Source organism: Actinomyces oris (assembly GCF_006546825.1).
GTDB classification, from domain to species: Bacteria; Actinomycetota; Actinomycetes; order Actinomycetales; family Actinomycetaceae; genus Actinomyces; species Actinomyces oris.
This window is the reverse complement of sequence record NZ_VICC01000004.1, coordinates 328,116-354,792: the sequence shown is the minus strand read 5'-3', so window position 1 is coordinate 354,792 and position 26,677 is coordinate 328,116. Positions and strand designations below refer to the sequence as shown.

At 69.5% G+C, this 26,677-nt stretch carries 24 protein-coding genes; 6 read left to right on the top strand and 18 right to left on the bottom strand.

The annotated features are described in order from the left end of the window. Nucleotides 1-12: 12 nt before the first annotated feature. From nuoK to FK267_RS05755, 12 genes are all read right to left on the bottom strand, one after another. Nucleotides 13-318: an NADH-quinone oxidoreductase subunit NuoK gene (gene nuoK, locus FK267_RS05810; RefSeq protein WP_003787144.1), complete on the bottom strand. Its 306-nt coding sequence runs from the start codon at nt 316-318 to the stop codon at nt 13-15. Continuing rightward, nucleotides 315-1,316, bottom strand: coding sequence for an NADH-quinone oxidoreductase subunit J (locus tag FK267_RS05805; protein ID WP_141406598.1), 1,002 nt, complete (start codon nt 1,314-1,316; stop codon nt 315-317). Before FK267_RS05805 ends, nuoK begins: the two co-directional genes overlap by 4 nt. Then, nucleotides 1,313-2,014, bottom strand: a complete 702-nt coding sequence (nuoI, locus tag FK267_RS05800) for an NADH-quinone oxidoreductase subunit NuoI (RefSeq protein ID WP_075378521.1) — start codon at nt 2,012-2,014, stop codon at nt 1,313-1,315. Before nuoI ends, FK267_RS05805 begins: the two co-directional genes overlap by 4 nt. Further along, complete coding sequence (nuoH, locus tag FK267_RS05795) at nt 2,007-3,647, bottom strand: NADH-quinone oxidoreductase subunit NuoH (protein WP_075378520.1); 1,641 nt, start codon at nt 3,645-3,647, stop codon at nt 2,007-2,009. Before nuoH ends, nuoI begins: the two co-directional genes overlap by 8 nt. After that, nucleotides 3,644-6,394 (bottom strand): NADH-quinone oxidoreductase subunit G, encoded by a 2,751-nt coding sequence (locus tag FK267_RS05790; RefSeq protein WP_075378519.1) that lies wholly within the window; start codon nt 6,392-6,394, stop codon nt 3,644-3,646. Before FK267_RS05790 ends, nuoH begins: the two co-directional genes overlap by 4 nt. Before the next feature lie 3 nt (nt 6,395-6,397). After that, nucleotides 6,398-7,729: an NADH-quinone oxidoreductase subunit NuoF gene (gene nuoF / locus FK267_RS05785; RefSeq protein WP_101558704.1), complete on the bottom strand. Its 1,332-nt coding sequence runs from the start codon at nt 7,727-7,729 to the stop codon at nt 6,398-6,400. Continuing rightward, nucleotides 7,726-8,496 carry an NADH-quinone oxidoreductase subunit NuoE gene (nuoE, locus tag FK267_RS05780; protein WP_141406597.1) on the bottom strand — a complete coding sequence of 257 codons (771 nt, stop codon included), beginning with the start codon at nt 8,494-8,496 and terminating at the stop codon, nt 7,726-7,728. Before nuoE ends, nuoF begins: the two co-directional genes overlap by 4 nt. After that, complete coding sequence (locus FK267_RS05775) at nt 8,496-9,884, bottom strand: NADH-quinone oxidoreductase subunit D (RefSeq protein ID WP_141406596.1); 1,389 nt, start codon at nt 9,882-9,884, stop codon at nt 8,496-8,498. Before FK267_RS05775 ends, nuoE begins: the two co-directional genes overlap by 1 nt. Next, complete coding sequence (locus FK267_RS05770; RefSeq protein WP_141406595.1) at nt 9,884-10,660, bottom strand: NADH-quinone oxidoreductase subunit C; 777 nt, start codon at nt 10,658-10,660, stop codon at nt 9,884-9,886. The genes FK267_RS05775 and FK267_RS05770 overlap by 1 nt, the downstream gene beginning before the upstream one ends. Then, nucleotides 10,657-11,271, bottom strand: a complete 615-nt coding sequence (locus tag FK267_RS05765; RefSeq protein WP_175284728.1) for an NADH-quinone oxidoreductase subunit B — start codon at nt 11,269-11,271, stop codon at nt 10,657-10,659. Before FK267_RS05765 ends, FK267_RS05770 begins: the two co-directional genes overlap by 4 nt. Nucleotides 11,272-11,333: 62 nt before the next feature. Continuing rightward, the gene (gene ndhC, locus FK267_RS05760; RefSeq protein WP_003787163.1) at nt 11,334-11,693 is read right to left on the bottom strand and encodes an NADH-quinone oxidoreductase subunit A; all 360 of its coding nucleotides are present in this window, start codon (nt 11,691-11,693) and stop codon (nt 11,334-11,336) included. Then, a complete protein-coding gene (locus tag FK267_RS05755) occupies nt 11,690-12,991 on the bottom strand; it encodes a geranylgeranyl reductase family protein (RefSeq protein WP_101558708.1) in 1,302 nt (433 codons plus the stop codon). The genes ndhC and FK267_RS05755 overlap by 4 nt, the downstream gene beginning before the upstream one ends. 377 nt (nt 12,992-13,368) lie before the next feature. Here FK267_RS05755 and FK267_RS05750 point away from each other — a divergent pair, with 377 nt between their 5' ends. From FK267_RS05750 to FK267_RS13605, 4 genes are all read left to right on the top strand, one after another. Beyond that, nucleotides 13,369-14,094, top strand: coding sequence for a demethylmenaquinone methyltransferase (locus tag FK267_RS05750; protein ID WP_141406594.1), 726 nt, complete (start codon nt 13,369-13,371; stop codon nt 14,092-14,094). A 34-nt stretch (nt 14,095-14,128) separates the two neighbouring features. Continuing rightward, nucleotides 14,129-15,499, top strand: a complete 1,371-nt coding sequence (locus FK267_RS05745; RefSeq protein ID WP_141406593.1) for an isochorismate synthase — start codon at nt 14,129-14,131, stop codon at nt 15,497-15,499. A 109-nt stretch (nt 15,500-15,608) separates the two neighbouring features. Next, entirely contained in the window at nt 15,609-15,851 is a 243-nt protein-coding gene (locus FK267_RS05740) for a hypothetical protein (RefSeq protein ID WP_198498135.1), read from the top strand. A 252-nt stretch (nt 15,852-16,103) separates the two neighbouring features. After that, nucleotides 16,104-16,907, top strand: a complete 804-nt coding sequence (locus FK267_RS13605; RefSeq protein WP_232622531.1) for a hypothetical protein — start codon at nt 16,104-16,106, stop codon at nt 16,905-16,907. A 21-nt stretch (nt 16,908-16,928) separates the two neighbouring features. Here FK267_RS13605 and FK267_RS05730 read toward each other — a convergent pair whose 3' ends face one another. From FK267_RS05730 to FK267_RS05720, 3 genes are all read right to left on the bottom strand, one after another. After that, nucleotides 16,929-18,632: a S1C family serine protease gene (locus tag FK267_RS05730; protein WP_170198605.1), complete on the bottom strand. Its 1,704-nt coding sequence runs from the start codon at nt 18,630-18,632 to the stop codon at nt 16,929-16,931. Between the two features lie 211 nt (nt 18,633-18,843). Further along, entirely contained in the window at nt 18,844-20,616 is a 1,773-nt protein-coding gene (gene menD / locus FK267_RS05725; protein ID WP_141406672.1) for a 2-succinyl-5-enolpyruvyl-6-hydroxy-3-cyclohexene-1-carboxylic-acid synthase, read from the bottom strand. A gap of 124 nt (nt 20,617-20,740) precedes the next feature. Beyond that, nucleotides 20,741-21,841 carry an o-succinylbenzoate synthase gene (locus FK267_RS05720; protein WP_141406591.1) on the bottom strand — a complete coding sequence of 367 codons (1,101 nt, stop codon included), beginning with the start codon at nt 21,839-21,841 and terminating at the stop codon, nt 20,741-20,743. Between the two features lie 214 nt (nt 21,842-22,055). Between FK267_RS05720 and FK267_RS05715 the strand changes: the two genes are divergently transcribed. Both FK267_RS05715 and FK267_RS05710 read left to right on the top strand, forming a co-directional pair. Next, complete coding sequence (locus FK267_RS05715; protein ID WP_020991766.1) at nt 22,056-22,628, top strand: hypothetical protein; 573 nt, start codon at nt 22,056-22,058, stop codon at nt 22,626-22,628. Nucleotides 22,629-22,730: 102 nt separating this feature from the next. Then, the gene (locus FK267_RS05710; protein WP_141406590.1) at nt 22,731-23,315 is read left to right on the top strand and encodes a hypothetical protein; all 585 of its coding nucleotides are present in this window, start codon (nt 22,731-22,733) and stop codon (nt 23,313-23,315) included. 244 nt (nt 23,316-23,559) lie between these two features. Here the strand turns inward: FK267_RS05710 and FK267_RS05705 are convergent, their stop codons facing one another. From FK267_RS05705 to FK267_RS05695, 3 genes are all read right to left on the bottom strand, one after another. After that, nucleotides 23,560-24,435, bottom strand: a complete 876-nt coding sequence (locus tag FK267_RS05705; RefSeq protein WP_141406589.1) for a glycine betaine ABC transporter substrate-binding protein — start codon at nt 24,433-24,435, stop codon at nt 23,560-23,562. A 66-nt stretch (nt 24,436-24,501) separates the two neighbouring features. Next, nucleotides 24,502-25,380, bottom strand: coding sequence for an ABC transporter permease (locus tag FK267_RS05700; RefSeq protein WP_075378509.1), 879 nt, complete (start codon nt 25,378-25,380; stop codon nt 24,502-24,504). Continuing rightward, complete coding sequence (locus FK267_RS05695) at nt 25,380-26,600, bottom strand: quaternary amine ABC transporter ATP-binding protein (protein ID WP_141406671.1); 1,221 nt, start codon at nt 26,598-26,600, stop codon at nt 25,380-25,382. Before FK267_RS05695 ends, FK267_RS05700 begins: the two co-directional genes overlap by 1 nt. Between the last annotated feature and the right edge of the window lie 77 nt (nt 26,601-26,677).

Here is a 26,677-nt window from a genome sequence, read left to right as displayed (position 1 = left end):
TGGTCTCTCCCCTCAGTTCTTGAGCAGGTTCTCGTCGTCGACCGACGTGGACCTGCGGGTGCGGAAGATGGATACGACGATGCTCAGACCCACCACGACCTCGGCGGCGGCCACCACCATGACGAAGAAGGCGAAGACCTGGCCGGTGAGGTTGCCGTGGATCCGGGAGAAGGTGACCAGGACGAGGTTGACGGAGTTGAGCATGAGCTCAACCCCCATGAGCTCGATGATGGCGTTGCGGCGCAGCAGCACCGTGAGTGCCCCCAGGGTGAACAGCACCCCGGCCAGGATGAGGTAGACGGTGATGGGGAGACTCACTTCTCCTCCTTCTGCTCCGGGGCGGCCGAGTCGGCTGCCCCGTCATCGCTGAGGACGGGCTGCTTGACGGTGGGGGCGGCGGCGCCGGGCATGGACGGCATCCCGGAGCGGCGGGCGTCCCGGGGGCCGCTGGCCCGACCGGTCTGGCTGGCCCCGGCCAGGCGGGAGACGATTGTGCCCGAGCGCTGGGCCAGTCCCATCTCTGGGGAGACGTCGGACAGCTCCAGGCCCTGGCCGCGGGCCCGCAGGACCCGGGGCACGGACTCCTCGACGGCCTCGCCCTGGGCGTCCAGGGCCGGGGCGGCGGCGGAGTTGGTGGAGGCGTAGACGCCGGGCATGGGCTTCTGGCCCGGGTGGGCGCCCTTGGCGGCGTAGTCCTGCATCTTGCTCGCGGCCACCGCCCGCTGACTGAGCCGGGCCCGGATGCGCTGGCGGTGGGTGAGGGTCAGGGCGCCGACGGCGGCCACGATGAGCAGGATGGCGGTCAGCTCCATGGTGACGACGTGGTCGTGGTAGAGCGTGACGGCCAGCAGGTCGGGAGCGGCCTTGGCGCCGTCCTTGAGACCGGCCGGCTTCGGCAGGGTGGAGCGCCACACGACGGCGGTCAGGGCGCCGGCCAGCCCCAGTCCCAGGAGGATGAGGACCGGGCGCCTCATGACGGTACCGGCGGCACCCACCGGCTCGTCACCGCCCACACCCACGAGCATGATGACGAACAGGACGAGGGTCATGACGGCGCCGGTGTAGACCACGACCTGGGTGATGCCCATGAAGGGCGACTCGTTGACGATGTAGAGGACGGCCAGCGAGATCATGATGCCGATCATGTTGATGGCGGCGTTCACGGCGCGCTTGGCGGTCAGGACGCCGATGCCGCAGGCCACGGTGACCAGGGCGACGACGCCGAAGACGATGGCCTCGCCCGGCCCCAGGTGACCGTCCTGAGTCAGAGCGGTCGGGGCGACGGCGGGGGCTCCGGTCATCAGCAGGGTGCTCATCGCAGGGCTCCCTTCACGGTGTGGCGGCTGCCCCGGCCGGAGGCGGCCTTGGCGCGGGCGGACTCCAGGCTGGGATCCTCGGGTCGGTGGCTCCGCACCCAGTCGATCTGGGCCTGGGTGGAGCCGACGACCTTCCCGCGGTAGTAGTCGCCGTCCTCGGTGCCCTCGACCATCGGGTGAGGCGCGGACACGGCGCCCTCGGGCACGGGGGCCAGCAGGTCCTCCTTCTCGTAGATGAGGCCCTCGCGGCCGGGGCCGACGAGCTCATCGAAGTCGGTGGACATGGTCAGGGCCCTGGTGGGGCAGGCCTCGATGCACATGCCGCAGAAGATGCAGCGCAGGTAGTTGATCTGGTAGACGCGCCCGTAGCGCTCGCCGGGCGAGTACTGGGCGCCGGGCTCGTTGGAGGCGGCCTCGACGTAGATCGCGTCGGCGGGGCAGGCCCAGGCGCACAGCTCGCAGCCGATGCACTTCTCCAGGCCGTCGTCGTAGCGGTTGAGCTGGTGGCGCCCGTGGTAGCGGGGCATCACCTGTGGGGGCTCGAAGGGGTACTGCTCGGTGACCACCGGGCGGAACATCGAGGAGATGGTGACCCCGTAGCCGGCCACGGGCGCGAAGGCGCGGGCCAGGGCGGAGGGAGCGTCACGCAGCCACTTGTCGTGCTGCGAGCCCCGGGAACGGTGGGGGCGATCAGTCATCTTTTCCCTCCTGGGGTGCCTCAGCGGCCGTGTCTGTGTTCTTGTCGCCGGCCGGGTCGGCCTTGAGGTCAAGAGTGAAGGTGGGCAGGGCGGTGGCTGCGTCCTTACCGGCCGGGACTGTCGTGCCGGCCACATCTGCTGAGTCGGGGGACTCGGCAGAGGCGGCGGAGTCTGCGGAACCGGCTGCGTCGTCGTCCTCGATGTCGGTGTCCTCCAGGAGGCCGACGGCGGTGGCCGCCCCGGTCTCGGGGTCTCCAGCCGCGCCGGTCGCCTGCGCCGCCAGAGCGGCGCGGCGGGCGCGCGGTGAGGGCGGCAGGGACGTGCCCGGAGGCGGCGGGACCGGGAAGCCCTCGAGGAAGGCGACGTGGTCGTCCTCGGCGTCCAGGATCTCGACATCCTCGTCGTCGGCGTCCTCGTCGTCGTCCTCATAGTCCTCGTAGAGCTCCTCTTCTTCCTCCTTGTCGGGAATGAGGAAGAGGATGAACATGATGACGCAGAAGACGACGGCCATCGGCAGCAGCAGGGCCTGCACGGAGGCGCCCGAGAAGGTGCGGAAGGCGCGCACCACGGCCACCAGCACGAACCAGACCAGGGAGATCGGGATGAGGACCTTCCAGCCCAGTTTCATGAAGTGGTCGTAGCGGATGCGCACGAGGGTTCCGCGGGTCCAGATCATGAAGAACATGACGGCCCAGACCTTGGCGACGAACCACAGCATCGGCCACCAGCCGGAGTTGGCGCCCTCCCAGAACAGGCTGAGGATCGCCGAGCGCCAGCCGCCCAGGAACAGGGTGACGCACACGGCCGAGACGTTGAACATGTTGATGTACTCGGCCAGGAAGTACCAGGCGAACTTCATCGAGGAGTACTCGACCATGTGGCCGGCGACGAGCTCGCCCTCGGCCTCGGGCAGGTCGAAGGGGAGGCGGTTGACCTCACCGACCATGGAGATGACGTAGATGATGAAGCTGGGCACCATCGCCACGGCCCACCAGATGCGCTGCTGGGCGGTCACGATCCCGGAGGTGGACATGGTCCCCGAGGCCAGGAAGACCGTGAGGATGGACAGGCTCATGCTCAGCTCGTAGGAGATGACCTGAGCGGCGCTGCGCACGGCACCGAAGAGCGGGTAGGTGGAGTGCGTGGACCAGCCGCCCAGGATGATCCCGTAGACGCCGAAGGCGGTGATGGCCAGGATGTAGAGGACCGCCACCGGGAAGTCGGTCAGCTGCAGGGGTGTGGAGTGGCCGAAGATGCTCACCTGCGGCCCGAAGGGGATGACCGCGTAGACCATGAAGGCGCTGAAGGCGGCGATGAGTGGCGCCAGGAGGTAGATGACCTTCTCGGCCCCCTTGAGCCAGAAGTCCTCCTTCATGATGAGCTTGCCGGCGTCGGCGACCGCCTGGAGCAGGCCGAGGGGGCCGTTGACGTTGGGGCCCAGGCGGGTCTGCATGCGGGCCAGGCCGCGCCGCTCCACCCACAGCGCCATCATGACGCTGACGATGAGGAAGGCGACGATGAAGCCGGCCTTGATGAGGGTCAGCCACCAGGTCTCGGCGGAGAAGTCGGCGGTCACGCCCCCATTCGGCAGGGCGTCGTCGGCAGCGGCCTGAGCCGCGTAGATCGGGTTCACCTCAGTACCTCCGCTGCATGGGTCACGGTGACCTGGGAGCCGTGCCCGGCGCCCAGGGTCTGGTGGACGGTGGAGCCCGCCGAGCACTCGGGCAGCCACACGGTGCCGTCGCTGACTCCGCCGACAACGGCCGGCAGGGTGATGGATCCGGCGGCGGTCGCCACGGTCACCTCCTGGCCGGCTGTCAGCGGCAGGCGCTGGGCGAGGTCGGCACCCACCCGGGCGATGGGGCGCAGGGCGGTGGCGGCCAGGAAGGGCTCACCGTCCTGGAGGCGCCCGGCGTCGAGCATGGGCTTGTGAGTGGTCAGGCGGGCCTCGACGCCGTCGTCGGCGGGGGCGGGGGCGCCGGCGCAGACCGCCGGGGCGGGCCCGAAGGCGACCGACGGGCGCTGCCCGCGCCACAGGCCCAGGTCGGCGAGCTGCTCGTGCAGGACGACCAGGTCGTCGACCTGCAGGTCGACTCCCATCTCGTCGGCGAGCATGCCCAGGACCTGGCGATCGGTGCGCGAGCGCGAGACGTGGGCCTGGCCGAAGGGGCGCACGCGCCCCTCCCAGTTGACGAAGGTGCCGTTCTTCTCCACGGCCGGGGCCACGGGCAGGACGACGTCGGCGTGCTCGCTGACCTCGCTGCGGCGCACCTCGAGCTGGACGGTGAAGCCGCTGGCGGCCAGGGCCGCGCGGGCCAGGCCCGGGTCGGGGAAGTCGCGCAGGTCGATGCCGCCGACGACCGCACCGCCCAGGCTCCCTTCCAGGAGGGCCGAGAGGATGGCGGTGGCATCGCGGCCCGGTGCCGCAGGCAGAAGGTGCTCGGGGCCCAGGTTCCAGGCCTGCTCGACCTGGGCGCGGGCCTCGGGGTCGGCCACGGGGCGACCGCCGGGCAGGAGGCCGGGCAGCAGGCCCGCCTCGATGCCGCCGCGCTCGCCGCTGCGACGCGGTACCCAGGCCAGGTGGGCGCCGGTGGCGGTGGCCAGGGCGTCGGCGACACTCAGCAGGCCGGGGACGCGGGCGGCGCGCTCACCGATGAGGATGGTGGCGCCGTCTGCCCGCAGGGCCTCGACGAGCTCGGGGTGGGTCTGGCTGAGGTGGGCGACGACGCGGGCCTCCTCACCGGGCGGGGTGAGGATGGCCTGGGCGGAGAGCTTGCGGCTGCCGGCGCTCAGGCAGGTGGTCACGGTGGCCACCTTGACGCCGCCGGCGCGCACGCCCTTGCGCAGGCGCAGGAACAGGGAACCGCACTCGTCCTCGGGCTCCAGGCCCAGGAGCAGGACCTGTCCGGCCCGCTCCAGGTGGCGGTAGGTGACGGCGCCCAGCCCGGTGCCGGCCACGCGGGCGGCCAGGAAGGAGTCCTCCTCCTGGCTGTGGCTGCGCACGCGCTGGTCGATGTCGTTGGTGCCCAGGACGGTGCGGGCGAAGCGGGACCAGGCCCAGGCGTCCTCCAGGGTGAGGCGGCCTCCGGGCAGAAGCCCCACTCCCCCGTCTGCGGCGGCGCGGGCCAGCCCCTGGGCGGCCACGTCCAGAGCATCGGACCAGGAGGTGGTGACGAGCTCGCCGGTCTCCTCGTCGCGCACGAGCGGCACGGTGAGGCGGTCGGGCTGGGAGGACCAGGTGAAGGCGAAGCGGTCCTTGTCGGTGATCCACTCCTCGTTGACCTCGGGGTCGTTGCCCGCGAGGTGACGCAGGACGACGCCGCGGCGCATGTCGACGCGGATGGCGGATCCGGAGGCGTCGTGCTCGGTGACGGAGTCGGTGGAGACCAGGTCCATGGGGCGGGCCCGGAAGCGGTACTTCGCGGAGGTCAGGGCGCCCACGGGGCAGATCTGGATGATGTTGCCCGAGAAGTAGGACGCGAAGGGGCGCCCGGAGGCGTCCAGGTCCTCGCGGCCGGCACCCAGGTCGGGGCCGTAGTCGGTGCCGTCGGAGGCCCCGGGCTCGCCGCCTGGGCCGGTCAGGTCTCCCAGGGCGCTCAGGGAGGGCACGCCGCGGATCGTCTGGAGGTCGGCGTCGAGTCCCTCCTGGGGCGCCTCGGTGTGGAAGTCCAGGACGCGGGCGTCGAAGCGCCCGATCTGCTCGGAGTACAGGCCCCCGGCGTGCTCGGGCTCGCCGTCCATGTCGAAGGAGGGGTGCCCGCCGCCGCGGCCCTGGAGGGCGATGAAGGGGTCACCGGGGATCTGGTCGGCGAAGCGCACGCAGCGCTGGCACAGGATGCAGCGGTCGCGGTCCAGCAGGATGTTGCTGGTCAGGCGCAGCGGCTTGGGGAAGGTGCGCTTGACATCGGTGAAGCGGGTGGCGGACTGGGCGCCGGAGGCCATGAGCTCCAGGGCCTGGTTCTGCAGAGGGCACTCGCCGCCCTTGTCGCACACCGGGCAGTCCAGCGGGTGGTTGATGAGGAGGAACTCCATGGTGCCGGCCTGGGCCTTGGCGGCGACCTCGCTGGTGGCCTGGGTGGAGATCTCCATGCCCTCCATGGCGGTCATGGCGCAGGAGGGCTGGGGCTTGGGCATGGGCCGCACGACGCCGTCGCGCCCCGGCATCGCCACCTCCACCAGGCACTGGCGGCAGTTGGCCGACGGCGCGAGCAGCGGGTGGTCGCAGAAGCGCGGGATGCGCACGCCGACCTGCTCGGCGGCGCGGATGAGGAGGGTACCCTTCTCGACCTCGACGGGCAGCCCGTCGATGGTCATGTGGACCATCTCGGGGGCCGGGGGCGCCGCGGGTGCGGAGCTCTTGGTGGTCGTCTCAGCAGTCATGGCTCACCGTGCGCTTTCGAAGACGGAGGAGGCGGCGTAGGGGAAGAGCTCGCCGGCGGCGGCGGTGTAGCCGGCCTCGAACTCTTCGCGGAACCGCTTGATGCCGGTCAGGACCGGGGTGGCGGAGGCGTCACCCAGGGCGCAGAAGGAGCGTCCGGCGATGTTGGAGGCGATGGACTCGAGCTTCTCGACGTCGCCGGGCAGACCGCGCCCGGCCTCCAGGCGCAGCATGATCTGGCGCATCCAGTAGGTGCCCTCGCGGCAGGGGGTGCACTTGCCGCAGGACTCATGCTGGTAGAACTCGGTCCACCGGGTGACCACGCGCACCACGGAGACGGTCTCGTCGAAGACCTGCAGGGCGCGGGTACCCAGCATGGAGCCGGCCTCGGCCACGGACTCGTAGTCCAGGGGGACGTCGAGCTCGTCGGGGCCGAAGATCGGCGTCGAGGAGCCTCCCGGCACCCAGAACTTCAGCTCGTGGCCGGGACGGATGCCGCCGGAGAGCTCGATGAGCTCGCGCATGGTGATGCCGAAGGGGGCCTCGTACTGGCCCGGATGGGCCACGTGGCCGGAGACGGAGAAGATGCCGTGGCCCTTGGACTTCTCGGTGCCCATGGTGGAGTACCACTGGGCGCCACGGGCCAGGATCGCCGGGACCGAGGCGATGGTCTCGACGTTGTTGACCACCGTGGGCCGGGCGTAGAGGCCGGCGACGGCGGGGAAGGGCGGCTTGAGGCGGGGGTGGCCGCGGCGGCCCTCCAGGGAGTCCAGCAGGGCGGTCTCCTCACCGCAGATGTAGGCGCCGGCACCGGCGTGGGCGGTGATGCGAAGCCGCTGCTGGCCGTCGAGCCCGAAGCCGGTGTCCAGCAGGCCGGACTCGGTGGCCTCGCGCACGGCGCTGAGCAGGCGGCGGTAGACGTGGGGGACCTCGCCGCGCAGGTAGACGAAGGCGTGGTCGCCGCCGATGGCTCGCGAGGTGATGGCGATGCCCTCGATGAGCGCCTGCGGGTTGGACATGATGGTGGGGATGTCCTTGCAGGTGCCCGGCTCGGACTCGTCGGCGTTGACCACGAGGTAGCGCGGGCCGCCGTCGACCGGGGGCAGGAAGGACCACTTCAGGCCGGTGGGGAAGCCGGCGCCGCCGCGTCCGCGCAGACCGGAGTCCTTGATGAGGCCGATGAGCTCCTCGCAGCTGAGGGTCTTGGCCTTCTTGAGGCCCTCGTAGCCGCCGTGGTCGAGGTAGCTCTGCAGGGTCCAGGAGCGCTCCTGGTCCCACAGGTCGCTCAGGACCGGGGTGAGGGTCCCCGGCGCGGTGTAGGTGGCGGTGTCACTCACTTGGTCTCCTCCTTCGGCGCGGTCCAGCCCTGCTCTCGGGCGATGCGCAGGCCACGCAGGGTCGGCTCGCCGGGGCCGCGCCCCTCGTCGGTGCGGCCGTCCTCGAAGCCGGCCAGCAGGCGCTCGTTCTCTCGGAAGGTGGGGACGGTCTCGGGACCGCGGGTGGGGGCGACGTCCTCGCCGCGCTCGAGGGCCTTAATCATGGCGACGGCGGAGTCAGGGGTCTGGTTGTCGAAGAACTCCCAGTTGACCATGACCACGGGGGCGTAGTCGCAGGCGGCGTTGCACTCGACGCGCTCGAGGCTGATGGTGCCGTCCTCGCTGGTCTCCTCGGCGCCCAGGCCGGTGTGCTCGGTGACCGCCTTCCAGATCTCGTCCCCGCCCATGACGGCGCACAGGGCGTTGGTGCACACGCCCACGTGGTAGGTGCCCACCGGGTGACGGCGGAACTGGCTGTAGAAGGTGGCCACGGCGCTGACCTCGGCCCGCTCCAGGCCGAGCCGGGCGGCGCACAGGGCGATGCCGGCCGGGGAGACGTAGCCGTCCACGGACTGGATGAGGTGGAGCATCGGGATGAGGGCGCTGCGCTCCTTGCCCGCCGGGTAACGGGCGATGATCCGCTCGATGTCGACCTGCAGGCTCTGGGCGACCTCTGAGCTGTAGCCGGCGGCCACGGCGGCTTGCGCGACGGTGCCCACCGGGCCGACCGCGCTGACGGTGGCGATGGTCTCGACGGCCGGGTTGACTGCGTTCTCGGTGGTGCTCATCAGCGGTCCACGCCTCCCAGGACGGGGTCGATGGAGGCCAGGGTGGGCACGAGGTCGGCGATCATGCCGCCCTCCCCCATCATGGCCAGCGACTGCAGGTTGGAGAAGGAGGGGTCGCGGAAGTGGACCCGGTAGGGGCGGGTGCCGCCGTCGGAGACGGCGTGGACGCCCAGGATCCCCTTGGCGTGCTCAACGGTCTGGTAGACCTGCCCGGCCGGGACCCGGAAGCCCTGGGTCACCAGCTTGAAGTGGTGGATGAGGGACTCCATGGAGCTGCCCATGATCTCGCGCACGTGCTCCAGGGACTGGCCCTGGCCGTCGGTGGCGATGGACATGCGGGCGGGCCAGGCGATGGTCGGGTCGGCCACCATCGTGGTGTTGGAGGGGTCGTCGCCGCGGGCGGCGATCTCCTCGAGGCGGTCCAGGCACTGGGAGACGATCTTGAGGGACTCGTAGGCCTCGTCCAGGCGGATGCGCAGGCGGTTGTAGCAGTCGGAGACCTTGTAGGTGGGGACCCGGAAGTCGTAGGTCTCGTAGCCGCAGTAAGGGTTGGTGCGCCGCAGGTCCAGCGGGTAGCCGGCCGCGCGCAGGCAGGGCCCGGTCAGGCCCAGGGCGAGCCCTCCGGCCAGGCTGATCTCCCCCACGCCGATGAAGCGGGACTTGAGGATCGGGTTCTCCAGGAGCAGCAGCTCGAGCTCATGGATGTCCTTCTTGATGTCCGGCATGACCGAGCGCACGAACTCGGTGAAGCCCTCGGGGATGTCCTGGGCCAGGCCCCCGGGGCGGACGTAGGCGTGGTTCATGCGCAGCCCGGAGACCATCTCGAAGGCCTTGAGGATGTTCTCGCGGCAGCGGAAGGCGATGGTCATGAGCGTGGTGCCGCCCATCTCGTTGCCCCCGGTGCCCACGGCCACGACGTGGGAGGCGATGCGGTTGAGCTCCATGAGCAGCACGCGGGTGACGGTGGCCTTCTCCGGGATGTCGTCGGTGATGCCCAGGAGCTTCTCGACGGCGAGCGCGTAGGCGACCTCCTGAAAGAAGGGGGCCACGTAGTCCATGCGGGTCACGAAGGTCTCGCCCTGCACCCAGGTGCGATACTCCATGTTCTTCTCGATACCGGTGTGCAGGTAGCCGGTTCCGACGCGGACCTCGGTGACGACCTCGCCGTCGGCCTCCAGGACCAGGCGCAGCACGCCGTGGGTGGAGGGGTGGACCGGGCCCATGTTGAGGACGATCCGGTCGTTGCGCAGGCGGTCGGCCTCGTCGCGCTCGGCGATCTGGGCGACGACGTCGTCCCAGTCCCCGCCGCTGACGGTGAACTGCTCGGCGCCGGCGGACAGCTCGTCCGTGGCGGGGCCGGAGGCGCGGAAGGTGCGTGCGGTGCTCATCAGCGGTAGGACCTCCGAGTGTCGGCGGGCGGGGTCTGGGCGCCCTTGTACTCGACGGGGATGCCGCCCAGCGGGTAGTCCTTGCGCTGGGGGTGGCCCACCCAGTCGTCGGGCATGGCGGTGCGGGTCAGGTGGGGGTGGCCGTCGAAGACGATGCCCATGAGGTCCCAGGTCTCACGCTCGTGCCAGTCGTTGCCGGGGTAGAGCGAGACGAGGGAGGGCACGTGCGGGTCGGTCTCAGGGCAGGCGACCTGCAGGCGCAGCTGGCGTCCGCCGTGGGTCAGGCTCATGAGCTGGATGCAGGCGTGCAGCTCGCGCCCGGCCAGCTCGGGGTAGTGGACGCCGCTGACGCCCAGGCACAGCTCGAAGCGCAGGTCCTGGTCGTCGCGCAGGGGGCAGGCGACGTCGAGCAGGTGCTCGCGGGCGATGAACAGGGTGAGCTCGTCGTGCTCGATGACGACCTTCTCGATGGCGGCGGCCGGGTCGATGCCGGCCTCCTGGAGGTCCTCGATGAGGGCGCCGACGACGTCGTCGAACCATCCGCCGTAGGGGCGCGCGGCGGCGGGGGCGAGGGTGACGACGCTGCGGTGCTCGCCGTAGCCGGTGGTGTCGCCTGCGTCGGAGGCGCCGAACTGGCCGGTGGGGGCGGTGATGACCTCCAGGCGCAGCTCGGGGCGCACGGGGGTGCCGGCGACCTCGGGGACCGCGGGGACCGCGGGAGTCTCGGTCAGGGCCTCGGAGCCTGAGTCGTGTGCCGGGGTGTTCTTCTCACTCATGCCAGCAGGCCCTTCATCTCATGGGTGGGGGTGGCCGACAGCGCGGCGGCCTCGACGGCGCGGGCGATCTCCTCGCGGTGCTTGAACAGCGGCTTCTTCTCGATCTGGCGGGTGAGCTCGAGCATGGCGTTGAGGAGCATCTCGGGGCGCGGCGGGCAGCCCGGCAGGTAGATGTCCACCGGGACGATGTGGTCGCAGCCCTGGACGACGGCGTAGTTGTTGAAGATGCCTCCCGAGGAGGCGCAGGCCCCCATGGAGATGACCCACTTGGGCTCGGGCATGGAGTCGTAGACGTTGCGCACGATGGGGGCCATCTTGTGGGAGACGCGGCCCGAGACGATCATGACGTCGGCGTGGCGCGGGGAGGCGCGGAAGACCTCCCAGCCGAAGCGGGCCATGTCGAAGCGGGGGGTGCCGGCGGCCATCATCTCGATGGCGCAGCAGGCCAGGCCCATGGTGACGGGCCACATGGAGCGGGCCTGGGCCAGGCCCGCAAGCTTCTCGACGGTGGTCAGCAGGAAGCCCGGGCTGTCCACCTCGGCGGCAGCGGCGGCGTAGGGGTCATTCCGCTTGGACGGGATGGACGCCATGTAGGCGTTGTGCTTCTTCATGCTCTTCACTGCTGTGTTCTCCTTGGGATCGTCGGGCTGGGTCCTGGCCGTTCAGAGCGGCTTCAGTCCCAGTCCAGTCCGCCGCGACGCCACTCGAGGATGTAGGGCACGGTGATGAGGCCGATGAACAGGACGGCCGCCCCCAGCCCGAAGAAGCCCAGGCGCCCGAAGGCCGTCGCCCAGGGGTAGAGGAAGACCACCTCGACATCGAAGATGATGAAGGTCATGCCCACCAGGTAGAAGGAGACGGGGAAGCGCCCGTGCTCGGTGTTGGCGGGGGTGGGGTCGATGCCGCACTCGTAGTTGGCGACCTTGACCCGGTTGCGCCGGGCGGGGCTGATGATGGCGCTCATGGCCAGACCGCCGACGGCCACCAGGAGGGCCAGCGCGGCCATGATGAGCAGGGAGGCGTAGGGGTTCATGCTTCCGGCACCATCCTTGTCAGGAGCTGGATGAAGTGGTCGATTCCGTCGCCGCCGCGGCGCTCCCACCCGTCAGACAGGAGCTTGGTGACGAGCTTCATGAGGCGCTTGCGCGGCAGCCCGTAGCGGGTGCACAGGCGCATGACCTCGGGGTGCTCGATGAGGGCGACGAAGACACGGCCGAGCGTGTAGTAGCCGCCCATCTCGGAGCTGAGGGCCTTGGGGTACTGGGCCAGGACCTGCTCGCGGCCGGAGGTGGTCGTGCGGGCTGATGCCTGGGCGGCGGCCTGGGCGGCCAGGCGGCCGGACATGAGGGCCTGGGCGATGCCCTCGCCGTTGAAGGGCGAGACCATGCCGCCTGCGTCGCCCAGCAGCATGAGGCCGTCTGCGTAGTGCGGCTTGCGGTTGAAGGCCATGGGCAGGGCGGCGCTGACCAGGCCGCCGACCTGGTTCTCCTTGGTGAAGCCCCAGGAGGCCGGGACATTGTCCATCCAGCGGTTGAACACGGCGCGGTAGTCGATGGCGGTGGCCTGGGCGCGCGAGGAGACCGAGCCGAGTCCGACGTTGACCAGCCCCTCCCCCACGGACCAGATCCAGCCGTAGCCGGGCAGGAGGTCGGACTTGCCGGGCGTGCCGTCCCACAGCTCGAGACGGGACTCCATCCAGGCGTCCTTGGCGCGCGGGGAGCGGAAGTAGGCGCGCACGGCCACGCCCATGGGGCGGCGCTCGTTCTTGGTGCGCCCGACGGCGGTAGCCAGGCGGGCCGAGACGCCTCCGGCGTCGACGACCAGCGGGGCGGTGAAGGTGGTGGGCCCCTCGATGCCGGGGTAGGCGACCCGGTTGGTGGGGCGGGCCTCAACACCGGTGACGCGCCCGGTGGGAGAGGTGACGGGGGCGGTGACGGTGACGCCGGTGAGCAGGCGGGCGCCGGCTGCGGCGGCGTGCTCGGCCAGGTCGCGGTCGAGCAGGGCGCGAGGGCGGGCCATCCCGTAGGAGGGGAAGGAGGCCTGCTCCGGCCAGGGGAAGTGGAGGAGGTGCCCGCCGCCGATGACGCGTAGGCCGCGGTTGCGCTGCCAGCCGGTGGTGTCCATCCCCATGGAGACCAGCTCGCGCACGGCCGAGGGGGTCAGGCCGTCCCCGCAGACCTTGTCCCGGCCGAGCTCCTGCTTCTCCAGGAGGATGACGTCGAGGCCAAGAGTGGCCATGTGGTAGGCCGCCGAGGAGCCGGCCGGGCCGGCCCCGACGACGATGACGTCGGCAGAGGCGGAGGCGCTGGACTGGGCGGCTGCCTGGCTCACTCGGGCTTCCCTCCTCGGCACTTCTGGTACAGCGGGCGTTGTCATAGGCATCACAGTTGGCACCGTAATGCAGGCCCCGCACTGGGCGGAGCCTGTGCCGACTGTACCCAGGCGGCCGACGCCTCCATGACGGGAGCGGCGAGACAGGAGGCGAACCGCAGTTTTCGTTGCCGTGACGGCATTCCTCAGAGAAGTCCCCACCTCAACGGCAGATGGTGGCACCCCAGAATTACGCTGCAAGTGAGTGACGAATTTCAACACTGTCGGACGGGACCTGCGTCCTAGAGCGGCACCGGCGCGGTCGGAGGCCGGCTGGGAGCGGTCTGCGGCACGCCTTGGCGGCGAGACCGCGGCCGGGATTTGCGATGATGACCCCCATGAGCCGATCCCCCCTTCGAGCCAGCCTCGCCAAGGACCCACGCGAGGTCGCCGGGATGTTCGACGCCGTTGCGCGCCGCTACGACCTGTCCAATGACGTGATGAGCCTGTTCCAGGTGCACATGTGGCGCCGGGTGACGCGCGCGGCCGTCGCCGCGAGGCCGGGGACGCGCGTCCTGGACCTGGCCGCGGGGACCGGCACCTCCTCGGTGGAGTACGCCGCCGACGGCGCCGAGGTCGTGGCCTGCGACTTCTCCACCGGCATGGTGGCCGAGGGCAAGCGTCGCCACCCCGAGATCGCCTTCGTGGCCGGGGACGCCACGGCGCTGCCCTTCGCCGACGAGAGCTTCGACGTCGTCACCATCTCCTACGGGCTGCGCAACGTGCAGGACACGGCGCGGGCACTGTCGGAGATGCGCCGGGTGACGGTACCGGGCGGGCGGATCGTCATCGCGGAGTTCTCCACCCCGACCTGGCCGGCCTTCCGCCACCTGTACCGCTTCTACCTGGGCAGCGCCCTGCCGGCCGCCGCCCGCCTGGTCTCGTCGAACACCGAGGCCTACGACTACCTGGGCGAGTCGATCCTGGCCTGGCCGGACCAGCGGGAGCTGGCCGGCCTCATGCAGGAGGCCGGCTGGCGGGGCGTGGGCTATAAGAACCTCTCCGGCGGGATCGTCGCGGTTCACCGGGCCACGCGGCCCCTGCCCGCCCAGGGCGAGCAGTGAGAACCGACCTGAGCAGCGACCCGGGGCCGACGTCGTGAGGGCAGAGCACTGCCTGGCCGCCCCGCCGCGGCTGTCCTTCCGCACCCATGAGCTGCCTGAGGGTGCACTGGAGGGGCTGGCTCTCATCGACCTACTGGCGGGCCGCGAGGATGTCAGCTCCTGGGTTCACGAGGGGCGCGGACTCATCGGCCTGGGCCACGTTCTGGTGATCGAGGCCAGCGGGGCGGATCGCATTGAGGCGCTGCGGGCCGCGTGGCGGGCCGTCGTCGGTGCGGCCTGGTGGCGTGATGCGCTGGTCCGCCCCGGAACAGGGCCGGTGGCGCTGGGCGCAATCACCTTCTCCCCCAGCTCCGAGCAGTCCTCGGTCCTGGTGGTTCCCGAGGTCCTCGTTGGGCTGGATGACTCCGGTGCTTGGCTGACGACCGTGGTGTCCGGGGCTGACGACGGGAGCGAGCCAGAGCACCCGGATCCCGGCTCGCTCCTGACGGCGCTGGTGGCCGATGCTCGTGCATCGGTCGACCGGGAGCAGGCCGGCACCGACAGGGACTCCGGGGACTCCGGCGGCACCACCGCCGTTGAGGCCGGGGCGCTCAGCGAGGAGCAGTGGTGCCGGGCGGTCTGCGCCACGCAGGAGCGGATGCGTGCGGGGCAGGCCCGCAAGGTGGTCCTGGCCCGCGACGTGCTGGCCTACCCGGGCGGGCCGCTGGCCACCGGTACGGTCCTGCGGCGCCTGGCCAGCGACTACCCCTCCACCTGGGTCTTCGCCGTCGAGCAGATGGTGGGCGCCAGTCCTGAGCTGCTGCTGCGCCTGCGGGATCGACGCCTCATGAGCAGGGTGCTGGCCGGTACGGCCCGCCGGCACGCCGGCGAGGACGCTCTGGCGACGGCACGCCTGGCCTCCTGGCTGGAGGGCTCGGAGAAGAACAACCGGGAGCATGAGCTGGCCCGGGACTCGGCGATCACGGCGCTGGAGCCGCTGTGCTCGGTGGTGGAAGCCCCGGCCCGCTTTGTCCTGACGCTGCCGAACGTCCTGCACCTGGCCAGTGACGTCACCGGGGTCGTTGCCGGAGACACCGGGGCGCTGGCCCTGGTGGACGCGCTGCACCCGACGGCGGCCGTGTGCGGGACGCCAACCCAGGCGGCGGCGCGCCTCATCGAGGAGGCCGAGTCCATGGATCGGGGACGTTACGCCGGGCCCGTGGGCTGGGTGGACTGGCACGGCGAGGGCGAGTGGTGCATCGCGCTGCGAAGCGCCCAGCTGCCCACAGGAGGTCCCGGACCGCAGTCGCCCGCGAGAGTGTTCGGGGGCGGCGGCATCATGCCGGACTCCGAGCCGGTCGACGAGCTGGCGGAGACGACCGCCAAGATGCGCCCCATGCTGGGGGCGCTGGGTGTGCCCGACTGAGCTCTGCCCGGCGCATTGGCGAGCAGCACCTGACCACCAAAAATACTGACAACACCCCCTGTAGTGCACATTCAATATAATTCAACGAGAAACGAGAAACGAGAAAATGATGAGCGGATTCGTTCTGGTGACATTAAAGCTACTCATCGGCTTTTTTGCCCTGACGATCATCATCAACCTTTCTGGAAAAGGCAACCTGGCTCCGTCATCTGCGAGTGAACAGGTTCAGAACTACGTCCTGTCACCGAAGCGGATCAAGCAGCACAACGTCAAAGCGAAGCAGCTCATTGACGGCAAGGGGCGAATGGTTATGAGGACGTGTTCCTGGGTGAGTATGTTGACAGCAGGCTGATTCTGACGACCTATTAATAGAAATCACCTTCATCGATTGACGCAGACCATCCCACCCCGCGGGGTGAGACGGTCATCGCCTTCAAGAACTAGCAGGAGATCCACGGCCACCTCGGCTCCGTGCCAAGCTCTCAGGACCCGATGCCCTCAGCACCGTCCTCGCCGTCCTGGAACCCACCGAGCAAGAACGGACCGATGGCTCCTGGATCTGGAGCCGTTAGACAGCACATACGCCAACGCAAGGATGACCGCAATGAGTTTCCTGACAGGCAAGGCAGCCCAGCCCATCATCACGCCGGAACGCATCGACAAGAACCGGTATCGGGCACCTCTGTTCTTCGGAGCGATTGCCGTGGCCGCAGCCATGTTCAGCATCCCCATGTTTCTCACAGGAAGCACCACCACAGCGCTGGCCATGATCTACCTCGCTATCTTCATTGTCAGCTACGCGGTTGCAGCCTGGTGCCTCAAGTACTTTCTTTCAGCCGGCCGAACATACTGGAGTCACGACAGCCATCAAGTCGTCATGACGACCCCAACCGGCATGCTCTTATTTGAAGTCGGTGTTCCACTGCTGGGTGTTCTGGGAGTACCGCTCGCTGCAGTCGCCTGGTTGCTGCACCGCCAGGGTGACTGGATCGGATCAGCAGCCTTAGCAGCACTGGGAACACTGAGCCTCCCCTATCTCCTACAGGCCCTTCAAGGCTTTCGCCCCGTGAGACGTCGTATTACGGTCAGCAAGAGCGGCATCGAGCTGACTCAGACCAACGGACACAGCCACGAGATTCCATGGAAGGAGCACCCGCGTCTCATCGGAGTACACCAGGCCGACGCCGTCATCGTTCTCAAGAATCATCGAGAGACCCGATACCCCATCGGCTACCTGCCCCTGAGCATGCGCCAGTTCGAACGCCTCCTGAACACTTTTTCCACCGACGGCCGGCTGCGCGCCAGGATCTCAGGCCCAGAGGCTCTCAGCACCGTCCTCGCCGTCCTGGAACCCACCGAGGAAGAACGGACCGACGGCTCCTGGACCTGGAGCCGTCGGTCTCGGTAGAGCAGTCAGGAGCTGCCCCGGTCAGGAGTCCTTGCGCTCAGCCAGGGTCACGTCGATGTCCTGCTTCTTGGAGTCACGGATGACCGTGAGCTTGACCTTGTCGTTGGCGGAGTACTGGCGCACGTAGCCGGTGAGAGCCGACCCCTGGGCGGTGGTCTTCCCATCGATGGCGATGACGACGTCATCCTTCTTCAGTCCGGCCTTGTCGGCCGGTGAGCCGCCTTCGACCGAGGTGATCTTGGCGCCGGCTCGCTTCTCGCCGTCGGCCCTGGCACCAGCGGTGTCAAGGGTGACTCCCAGGTAGGCGTGCGTGGCCGTACCGGACTTGATGAGCTGCTTGGCGACCTTGTCGGCCAGCTTGACGGGGATGGCGAAACCGATGCCGATGCTTCCCGAGCCTCCCTCGCCACCGCCGGAGCGGCCCATGGTGGCGATGGAGCTGGTGATCCCAATGACCCGCCCCTTCTCGTCGAAAAGCGGCCCTCCAGAGTTGCCGGGGTTGATGGCGGCGTCGATCTGGATGGCGTTGGTGTAGACCGCCGAACCGCCCGATCCGTCCTCATTCTGGGAGTTGACGACGGGCCGATCGAGGGCCGAGATGATTCCGGTGGTGACGGTCGAGGACAGGCCCAGCGGGTTACCGATCGCCATGACGTCCTGACCGGTGGCCAGCTTGTCGGAGTCTCCGAGCTGGGCGACCGTGAGGTTGTCGGGGGCGTCCTTGAGCTGGATGACCGCCAGGTCGGTGGCGGGGTCGGTACCGGTGGTCTCAGCGTCATAGACGCGGCCGTCAGCCAGCGTCACCTGGATCTTGGAGGCCCCCGCCACCACGTGGTTGTTCGTGATGATGTGCCCCTCCTTGTCGAAGATGACTCCGGAGCCCAGGGCCTCGCCCCTGTCCGTGACGACGCCGATGGAGACGACGGCGTTGGACACGGCGGCCGAGACGGCCTCCCAGTCGGGGGCCTGGCCGGCGCTGTCGACGGTCTTGGTCGTGCTCCCGGTGGCGATGGCGGTGGGCGCCGTCGTGGAACGCGATGAGACATCCCCGCCGCGAGCGTCCATGTACCTGACCGCGGTCACAGCCCCACCGGCCCCCAGCAGGGAGGCGACCAGTACGGAGGCGACCAGGGCGAACCAGCCCGGCCCCCGCCGGCGCCTCTTGGTGCCGCTGTCAGCGCCTGTGGCCTTCGAGGCCGCATAGAAGGACTCCCCGGTGGGGGCGCCGGCCGGCGCGTAGCCACCGGGCGTCGTCGGGACGCTCATATAGGGCGAGCCGAGGTGCGTCTGCTGCCCCTGGTAGGGCTGCTGGGCGGATGAGTAACTGGGCGGCGCCGCCTGCTGCACCTGAGGGGCGGGGTACTGCCCCTGAGGCTGCTGCTGCGGCTGGTAGGACGGCTGCTGGGGCTGGTACTGCCCCTGGGCGAGCTGCGCGTAGAGCGACGCGGTCTGTTCGGCAGGCAACTGCGAGGTCGGCGGCTCGGCAGGCAGCTGAGAGGTGGGCGGCTCGGGCTGGGAGGCGTCGGCGGTGTAGGCCTGGGAGAGATCCGCGTAGCCGCCGTGGTCCTCGGTCACGCTCGCGCCCTCGCTGACGGAAGACGCCGTTGCCGGGCTGGCCTGGCTGCTGGCGGACCAGGAGTCGACACCGGAGTGAGCGCCGTCCGCCGCCGCCTCGGGCTCAGTGGGCCGGTATGCCTCCGGGTTCGTCTCGTCGTATCCGCTCATCTGTGCTCCTCCTCGGGCGTGTCGCCCTCTCAGATCCACGGGTAGACAACACCAGGGCTCTGTGCCGTTTCCGATGATTCCCTGAGGCTGTGCTGTGGATCGTGTAACTGTTGTATCGCAGCGGGCTGAGAGCCCGGCGGTGGGTTCGGGCTGAGCCGGGGCCACCGCCGCAGGTCCTATCCCGCTGGTTGCCGTCCATCTCTATCGTCGTTCATGTTGTCACGGTGTGAGGACCGTGCCTCGTGGTCTCCCAGACGACGACGCTCACGCCGTCGACCGGTTCAGCCAGGAGTCCGCGGAGGGCCTCGACATCATGGGGGACCTGGACGCGGGCCCCCAGGGCTGCGGCCAGCGCAGCGATATCCGCCCGCTGAGGGGCGGTGAAGAGCCGTTCGAACCGGCCCGCTGGCGTGGTGCGGGCGTACTCGAGGTGGGAGAAGATCGCGCCCCCGCCGTCGTCGACGACGATCACCTGCAGGTCGGCCTCCTCCTCTCGCACGCCCCGGTTCAAGGACATGGCGTCGTGGAGGAAGGCGAGGTCTCCCATGACGGCGCGAACCGGTTCCCCTGAGGCCATCCACAGTCCGATCCCGGTGGCGATGGTGCCGTCGATGCCCGCCAGGCCGCGGTTCGCGACCGCCTTCGGGGCAGCGGCGCCGGGCTGGGCGAGTCGGTCCAGGCGCCGCACCGTCATGGACGAGCCCACCAGGAGGGTGGGGGCGCCGGGGGCCAGGCTCGCCTCCCACACGGCCCGGGCCAGGGCGTCGGCGCTGCTGGAGTGGTCCGGTTCGGGAAGATCCGCCACGGCCTGGCGCCAGGAGTCGGTCCAGGCCGTGTCGGCGCTCTCCAGGCCGAGGGAGGCGACGAGACGGGCCGAACGGAGGGCGGCGGCGTCGGCAGGCTCATGATCGGGACCGTCAATAGGAACGACCCGTCGAGCCAGCCCGGAGACGTCGGGCCACCGGGCGCGCTCGGTCAGGACGGTGATGTCGAGGTCCTCGCGCCCCAGGAGCGCGGTGATGGAACGACTGAGGCTGGGGTGCCCCAGAACGAGGAGGTGCTCGGCCTGCTGGGCGAGCGCGCGACCCGCAGGGGTGCCCAGCAGCTCGGCGTAACGGCTCAGGGCCTGCGGGCCGCTGCGGGCCTGGGAGGTGGGTTCGGCCAGGAGTGGCCAGTTGAGGTGCTCGGCCAGAGATCTGGCCAGGGTGCCAACGCCCGGGTGGGCGGTATCCCCGGCGACGACGATCCCTCTCCCCTGCGCTAAAGAGCCAGAGCCGGCCGGCTGGCCGGCACCGGCCTCCGGGGTTCCGGCCAGCACGGCTGCCCGGGCAGCCGGGACCATGGGCGGGAAGGGCGGCGCCGGAGCGGCCGGCACCGCATCCTCCACGGTGTCCCCCACTGAGCTCTCCGCTGAGTTCTCCACCGTCAGGGGCGGACGGAAGCGGGCGTTGATCTGGACCGGCCCGGGATCCTGACTGAGGGTCCCGGTGGCGGCGGAGACGGCGCGGCGCACCTGCCCGGCGATGGCGGCGTCGGCCGCATGGCCCCCGAGGTCGGCTGCCAGGTCGGCGGGCAGATCCACCCCCAGGCGCAGGGCCGGTGCGAAGAGCCCGGTCTGCTCGGTGGTCTGGCTGGCACCGGTGCCGACCAGCTCGTGGGGCCGGTCAGCGCTGATGACGAGCAGGGGGATGCCGGCGGCGTCGGCCTCACTGACGGCCGGGTGAAGGTTGGAGACGGCCGTGCCCGAGGTGGTCACGACGGCGGCGCAGCGACCGCGCCCGTTCAGGACGTGGGCGCGGGCGGCCCCCAGGGCGATGAAGCCGGCACTGCGCTCATCCAGCACGACGCGCAGCCGTAGGCGCCCGGCGTCGGCGGCGTCGGCCAGGGCCTCCGCCAGTGGGGCGCTGCGCGATCCCAGGCACAGGACGACCTCGCGCACGCCCTCGGCCAGGAGGGCCGCCACGAGGCTGCGCGCGTCGGCCATGGCGGGCGGGAGCTGCGGGCGCTCCGGGGAGTCGGTCACAGGGGCGAGGATACGAGAGCGCACCGCCTGCACTGCGCTGCGATTGGTCACAGTCCGGTGAGCCATGCGCACGGCTGGGGTGGGTCTACAGCGGCAGCCCCGCCACGGCCCGGCTGGGGTCACGGGCCTCGCGCTGGCGGCGGGCGTGCAGGGCGCCGGCCAGGTGCAGCAGACGCGTCTGCCAGTGCTTGGTGAGGTAGGGCCCCGCCTTGACCTCGTTCAGAAGGCGTTCGGAGACGGGGGCGGCGGCGTCTAGACGCAGGATCCCGTTGCTGGGGCGAACGCTGGGCTCGGCGACGTCCTGAGTCAGCAGGCGCGTGGTCCCCAGGCCGCAGGCGTGACTGAGGGAGGGCAGGCTGAAGGCGAGCGTCGCGCCGGCCATGATGCCCACGGAGGTGTCCAGGGCGGAGGAGACGACAGCGGGCAGTCCAAGGCGCTCTGCCATGTCCAGGGCCCGGTGCACCCCGCCCAGCGGGGCCACCTTGAGGATGGCGACGTCGGCAGCGCGCCGGTGGACGATCTCCAGGGGGTTGGCAGACAGCCGGATCGACTCGTCAGCGGCGATGGGCACGTCGACGGCGCGGCGTAGGTCGGCCAGGTCGTAGACGGTGGCGCAGGGCTGTTCGGCGTACTCCAGCCCTCCGGCAGCCCGGTCCATGAGGGGCAGGTTCTCGCGGGCGGTGTCCAGGTCCCAGGCGCCGTTGACGTCGATACGCACCTTGCCGGAACGCCCCAGGGCCGAGCGGACCGCCTCGAGGCGCTCCAGGTCCGCCGAGCGCTTGTCGCTGCTGCCGCTGACTTTGACCTTGGCAGTCCTGGCTCCGGAGGACCGCACCAGATCGGAGGCGTCCTGAGCGCCGACCTCGGGGACGGTCACGTTGACGGAGATGGTCTCGCGGTAGCGGGGAAGAAGGGAGTTTCCCAGGGCCTGGCACAGTCCGGAGGCGAGCCAGGGAGCGCTGGCCTCCAACCCGTAGTCCCAGAAGGGCGCGACCTCACCCCAGCCCCCGGGGCCGTGGAGCAGGACTCCGTCGCGGCGGGTGATGCCGCGAAACGGCGTCGTCAGAGGAATGTCCCAGACGACCGCGCGGTCGATGCGATCCAGCAGTCCGGTGGAGTCCTGAGCATGAAGAGAGGCGATGTCGATCTCGCCGTTGGCATGCTGATGGTCCGGACTCACGGGCACAGAATACGCACGATCTTCAATCAAGACGACGAAACCGGGACAAGGGTGGCAGGGCCCACCTCGGCAAACGCCCACGGGGCTGAGCACTGGACTGTCCGGCGCCGTCTCGCGCCCCGTGCCGGCGTCGAGCGTGGCCGTGAGCGCAGGCCCCTGTCCGCGGGCCTTTGTAGAATGGCTCGTGCGGTTGAATTCGCGATCACGCCAAGGGGAAGCCATGAACGAGGGCAGCACGGGGTCAGGGGACGCGGGGCACCATCACTGGAAGCCCGTCACGCCCGTCTCCGCGATGGTTGTGGGCCGCCTGGTTCTCGGGCTGCCCAGCGCCGTCGGCCTGACGATCATCGTGCTGGTCTGGTCGACACTGACCCGCGCCGGGCTGGGATTCGGCAGGGCGTGCGTGTTCTCCCTGGTAGCGGTGGCGATTCGCGAGCTCATCGACGCCTCGGCCCACCGGCTCATCATGCGGGCCTGGCGCTCGAGGGATCCGCACGGCCTGCTGCTGACGATCATCGCCGCGACCTGCCCCGCGGTCGCAGGATTCCTGGCCGCTCGCCTCCTCGCCCCGGCATCGACGACGGCGCTGACGGCTCTCACGTGGCTGCCGTTCATGGCCTTCGTCGCTCTCATTGAGAGGCCGTGGGACACCTCGCTCGGATACGACGCCCTCCAGGAGCGCATCCATCAGCCCCAGCCGATCCCGCCGGAGTACGTCACCGCCGACTTCCGCGACGCCCGCAAGTACCTGCCCGAGCTCCGCCGCATCGCACAGGCCCACGCGGCGCTGTAGCCATCAAACCCGACCTCGACAGACCTCAACTGCGATGACGATCACAGGCCTGTCAGGGTGAGAGAGCGTCATCTGTGAGCGTGGAGCGTCAGGGGAAGGCATATGAGCACACGCGACGTCACCAGCACACCAGACCGGCCCTGGAAGCCGGCTGTCCCCCTGTCAGCGGTGATTGGGGGAAGAGTCTTCCTGGGAGTCTTCGACGCACTCGCTGTCGGAGTCGTGCTGGCCATCTGGTCCGCCCTCACTCGCGCCGGACTCACCTACGACCAGATCTCAGGATTCGCCATCCTGACGACCGCGGTGTACGAGACCCTGGATGCGATATCCATGCGCCTGACCATGCGCATCCGACGCACCAACGACATGAGCACGGCGCAACGGATCCTGTCCGCTCTCATCTGCCCAGCTATTGGCGGAGCAGTGGCGGCCATGGTCTTCGCACCGCACCGCCTCACTCACCTGACGCTGCTGACCTGGGCGACCTCCCTGCTCATCTTCTGCGCAGTGGATCGGCCATGGAAGACACCGATGTCTTATGAGGAGATGAAGGAACGCGGTCGTCAGACCCGGCTGATGACCCGGGAGCACTTCGCCGAGGAGATCGCCGATGGCCGGATGACCTTCCGCCCCATCGACGACGAGGGCTACTACCTCGACGAGGACGGCAACCGCATCGAGGACTGAGAGGGCCCTCCCACGGTCACTGCGCTCAAAGCGCGAGTTGCGGCGGCGCCGGTCCTGGCCGGGGACATCCTGCGCGTGCGGGGACCGGATTGTGGTCCCCGACGGCGTCGAATACCCCCGGCTGGAGCGGGCCGCACCCGGCCGCACGAAATGTCCCCGTCGGTGGGCCCCACCCGCACCGCCCGGCGGCTTGCACTTGCACCACCTGGCGGGCACCCCACCCAAGCCCTTCGACTCTCCGGCGTCAGGACTTCTTGAAGTCGTACTGCGGGTGCTTCTTGGACCAGGCGATGGCGGCCTCATCCTCCCGGCCCTCGCCGTAGGTGTTGACGACGAGGTCCTCGAGGCTGCCGTAGGTGGCCTCATCCATCGTGATGGACTTGAGCCACTTCGCGATCTCCGGGTAGTCCTGCGCGAAGCCCTCGCGCCCCAGGAAGTGAAGCCCCTCCCCCTTACCGAGCGCACCCTTGGGATCCTTCAGGTCCCGCATGCCATAGGTGGTGTTCGCCCAGAAGGGGTGCCACAGGGTCACGACGATCTCCCGCTTGGCATCGACGGCCTTCTTGAGCTCGGCCAGCATCCCGGTGGTGGAGGAGGTCAGGAACTTCATGTCCCCCAAACCGTAGGCGGGGATCACGTCCTCCTGCGACACCTTGGTCAGACCCGCACCCGGCTCGATACCGATGATCTTGTTGCCGATCTGCGAGGCGTGGGACTTGATGTCCTCGATCGATTTCATTGAGGAGTAGGAGGGAACCGCCCAGGTCAGCTTGGCGGCGTCGTAGTAGGTCCCCAGGTCCTCGATGTAGGTGCGGTACTTGTCCATGTACTCCTTGTGAGTCACGTCCGGCCAGGCCGACGGGTAGAGGTCAACCGCCCCCTGGCTGAGCCCGGCATAGAGAGGCCCCGCCTCACTCAGGTCGGTCAGCTTGATCCGGTACCCGGCCTTCTCGAGCTGGGTCTTGACCAGATGCGTCATGGACAGACCGTCACTCCAGGAGGGGATGAAGCCGAGTCGGAGTGTCTTACCGCCACCCGAGCCTCGGCCGCAGGCGGCGAGCGCACCTCCTGCCATGAGGGAGGCGAGAGCCGTGGTGAAGGTACGACGGGAGGCCTGCATAGCATTCCTTCGGTGTGCGCCTGCCGCCTGCGAGGGCGGAGCGGAAAAGCGTCGTCGAGTCATGGGTCACCGCTTCTTGAGGAACGAGAGCAGCGAGCCCTCCTCCCGCGGTGCTCCGAGGGCCGCGGTCACCCGGTCCAGGAAGATCGCCAGGAACACGATGGACAGTCCCGCCTCGGTGCCCTTGGCGATATCGATCGTCGCGAGCGCCTTGACGACCTCCTTCCCGAGGCCGTCGGCACCAACCATGCCCGCGATGACGGCCATCGACAGCGCCAGCATGATGACCTGGTTGACGCCCGCCATGATCGTGGGGACGGCTAGCGGAAGCTGAATGCCCCTGAGGATCTGCCAGTCGGTCGCTCCGAAGGAGCGCCCCGCCTCAACAGTCTCCTTATCCACCTGCTTGATACCCAGCTCGGTCATGCGCACCCCGGGGGGCATCGCGAAGATGAGCGTGGCGAACATGCCGGGAACCACGCCGATGGAGAAGAACAGCACCGAGGGAATGAGGTAGACGAAGGCCGGCATGGTCTGCATGAGGTCAAGGACCGGGCGGACCAGCGCGCTGACGTACTTGTTCCGGGCGGCCCAGATCCCCAAGGGGATGGCGAAGATGAGGGCGGTGACCGTGGCCAGGGTGACGAGGACCAGAGTCTCCATTGCGTTGGTCCACTGGCCCATCGAGATAATGAGCAGGAAGGTGACGGCGGTCCCCACGGCCAGCCTCCAGGACTTCGCCAGCCAGGCGATCAGTACGAAGACCACCACCATGACGAGCGGTGGGATGGCCAGCAGGACGTCGACGAGGGCGTCATTGACCGAGGTCCCACTCTGGGAGATCAGACCCAAGAAGCCGTGCAGATGCGTCTGGATCCAGTTGATAAGGGTCTCGACCCAGGAGCCCAGAGGGATCTTGGGAAGAGGGGTCTGTGAGGGAATCATCAGGCGTCGGCTCCTTCGGACTCGTTGGTCTCGCTGGCCTCGACGGCCTGCTCACTGATGGCCGCCAGCAGCGTGACGCGCGGGATGACGCCGGAGACCCGTCCGTCGTCGTCGACGACGACGATGGGGGCCGCGTGCTGCGCGGCGTAGGAGAACAGCTCGTTGACGGGGGTCGAGTGCGACACGACCGGCATCTCGTGAACCGTGGACAGCGGCAGGGCGTTGGACCCTTCCTTGACCGCCCGGGCGACATCGTCCTCCCAGACATAGCCGAAGGGCGTGCGGTCCCGGTTCTGCACCAGCAGCCACGGGGGCTGGTTCTCCCGCAGGAGCTTGTGGGCGGCGCGCGGGCTGCGGTCCGAGCCCAGGATCGCGTACGGGGGCTCCGCGATCGAGCCCGCCGTCAGGACCCGGGTGCGGTCGACGTCGGCCACGAACCGGGAGACGTAGTCGGAGGCCGGGTCGCGCAGGATCTCCTCGGCGGTGCCGACCTGCTCGACGCGGCCGTCGCGCATCATCGCGATCCGGTCCCCCAGCCGCATGGCCTCGTTGAGGTCGTGGGTGATGAACAGGATCGTCTTGCCGAGCTTGCCCTGCAGGTCGATGAGCTGGTCCTGCATCTCCCGGCGGATGAGCGGGTCGAGCGCGGAGAAGGCCTCGTCCATGAGCAGGATGTCGGTCTCGGCGGCCAGGGCCCGGGCCAGGCCGACCCGCTGACGCATGCCACCCGAGAGCTCACCGGGCTTGTAGCCGCCCCACCCCTCCAGGCCCACCAGGGACAGGGCCTCTTCTGCCCGGCGCTCGCGCTCGGAGCGACTCACTCCCTGAATCTCCAGACCGTAGGCGGCGTTCTCCCCCACCGTCCGGTGCGGCAGAAGGGCGAAGTTCTGAAAGACCATGGAGACACGCTCGCGGCGCAGCTCGCGCAGCTTCGTCTTCGAGATATGCGCCAGGTCCTCCCCGTAGAGGGTCATACTGCCGGCCGTGATGGGCAGCAGGCCGTTGACCATGCGGATGAGAGTGGACTTGCCCGAGCCCGACAGACCCATGACCACGAAGATCTCGCCCTTGTCGACATCGAAGGAGGTGTCGATGACGGCGGCGGTCTGCCCTGACTTCCTCAGCTGGTCCCGCGTCCTGCCGGCCTTGAGCTTCTTGACGCCATCGGACGGTCGCCGCCCGAAGACCTTGTAGACATGGTTGGCCTCAATGACTTTCACTGCACTCCTCACGATCTAACTCCTGGCCTGGCCGCGAGAGTCCGGAAGACGAGTTGTGAGAGCCGCGTCCGGACCCA

Bases quoted from the DNA above. Each gene is read 5' to 3' on its own strand.
- nuoE (WP_141406597.1), bottom strand. From the start codon at position 8,496: ATGAGCACCACCGAGAACGCAGTCAACCCGGCCGTCGAGACCATCGCC.
- FK267_RS05805 (WP_141406598.1), bottom strand. From the start codon at position 1,316: ATGAGCACCCTGCTGATGACCGGAGCCCCCGCCGTCGCCCCGACCGCT.
- FK267_RS05740 (WP_198498135.1), top strand. From the start codon at position 15,609: ATGAGCGGATTCGTTCTGGTGACATTAAAGCTACTCATCGGCTTTTTT.
- ndhC (WP_003787163.1), bottom strand. From the start codon at position 11,693: ATGAACCCCTACGCCTCCCTGCTCATCATGGCCGCGCTGGCCCTCCTG.
- FK267_RS05790 (WP_075378519.1), bottom strand. From the start codon at position 6,394: ATGACTGCTGAGACGACCACCAAGAGCTCCGCACCCGCGGCGCCCCCG.
- FK267_RS05730 (WP_170198605.1), bottom strand. From the start codon at position 18,632: ATGAGCGGATACGACGAGACGAACCCGGAGGCATACCGGCCCACTGAG.
- FK267_RS05715 (WP_020991766.1), top strand. From the start codon at position 22,056: ATGAACGAGGGCAGCACGGGGTCAGGGGACGCGGGGCACCATCACTGG.
- FK267_RS05770 (WP_141406595.1), bottom strand. From the start codon at position 10,660: ATGAGTGAGAAGAACACCCCGGCACACGACTCAGGCTCCGAGGCCCTG.
- menD (WP_141406672.1), bottom strand. From the start codon at position 20,616: ATGGCCGACGCGCGCAGCCTCGTGGCGGCCCTCCTGGCCGAGGGCGTG.
- nuoI (WP_075378521.1), bottom strand. From the start codon at position 2,014: ATGACTGATCGCCCCCACCGTTCCCGGGGCTCGCAGCACGACAAGTGG.
- FK267_RS05700 (WP_075378509.1), bottom strand. From the start codon at position 25,380: ATGATTCCCTCACAGACCCCTCTTCCCAAGATCCCTCTGGGCTCCTGG.
- FK267_RS05775 (WP_141406596.1), bottom strand. From the start codon at position 9,884: ATGAGCACCGCACGCACCTTCCGCGCCTCCGGCCCCGCCACGGACGAG.
- FK267_RS05765 (WP_175284728.1), bottom strand. From the start codon at position 11,271: ATGAAGAAGCACAACGCCTACATGGCGTCCATCCCGTCCAAGCGGAAT.
- FK267_RS05710 (WP_141406590.1), top strand. From the start codon at position 22,731: ATGAGCACACGCGACGTCACCAGCACACCAGACCGGCCCTGGAAGCCG.
- FK267_RS13605 (WP_232622531.1), top strand. From the start codon at position 16,104: ATGAGTTTCCTGACAGGCAAGGCAGCCCAGCCCATCATCACGCCGGAA.
- FK267_RS05705 (WP_141406589.1), bottom strand. From the start codon at position 24,435: ATGCAGGCCTCCCGTCGTACCTTCACCACGGCTCTCGCCTCCCTCATG.
- FK267_RS05750 (WP_141406594.1), top strand. From the start codon at position 13,369: ATGAGCCGATCCCCCCTTCGAGCCAGCCTCGCCAAGGACCCACGCGAG.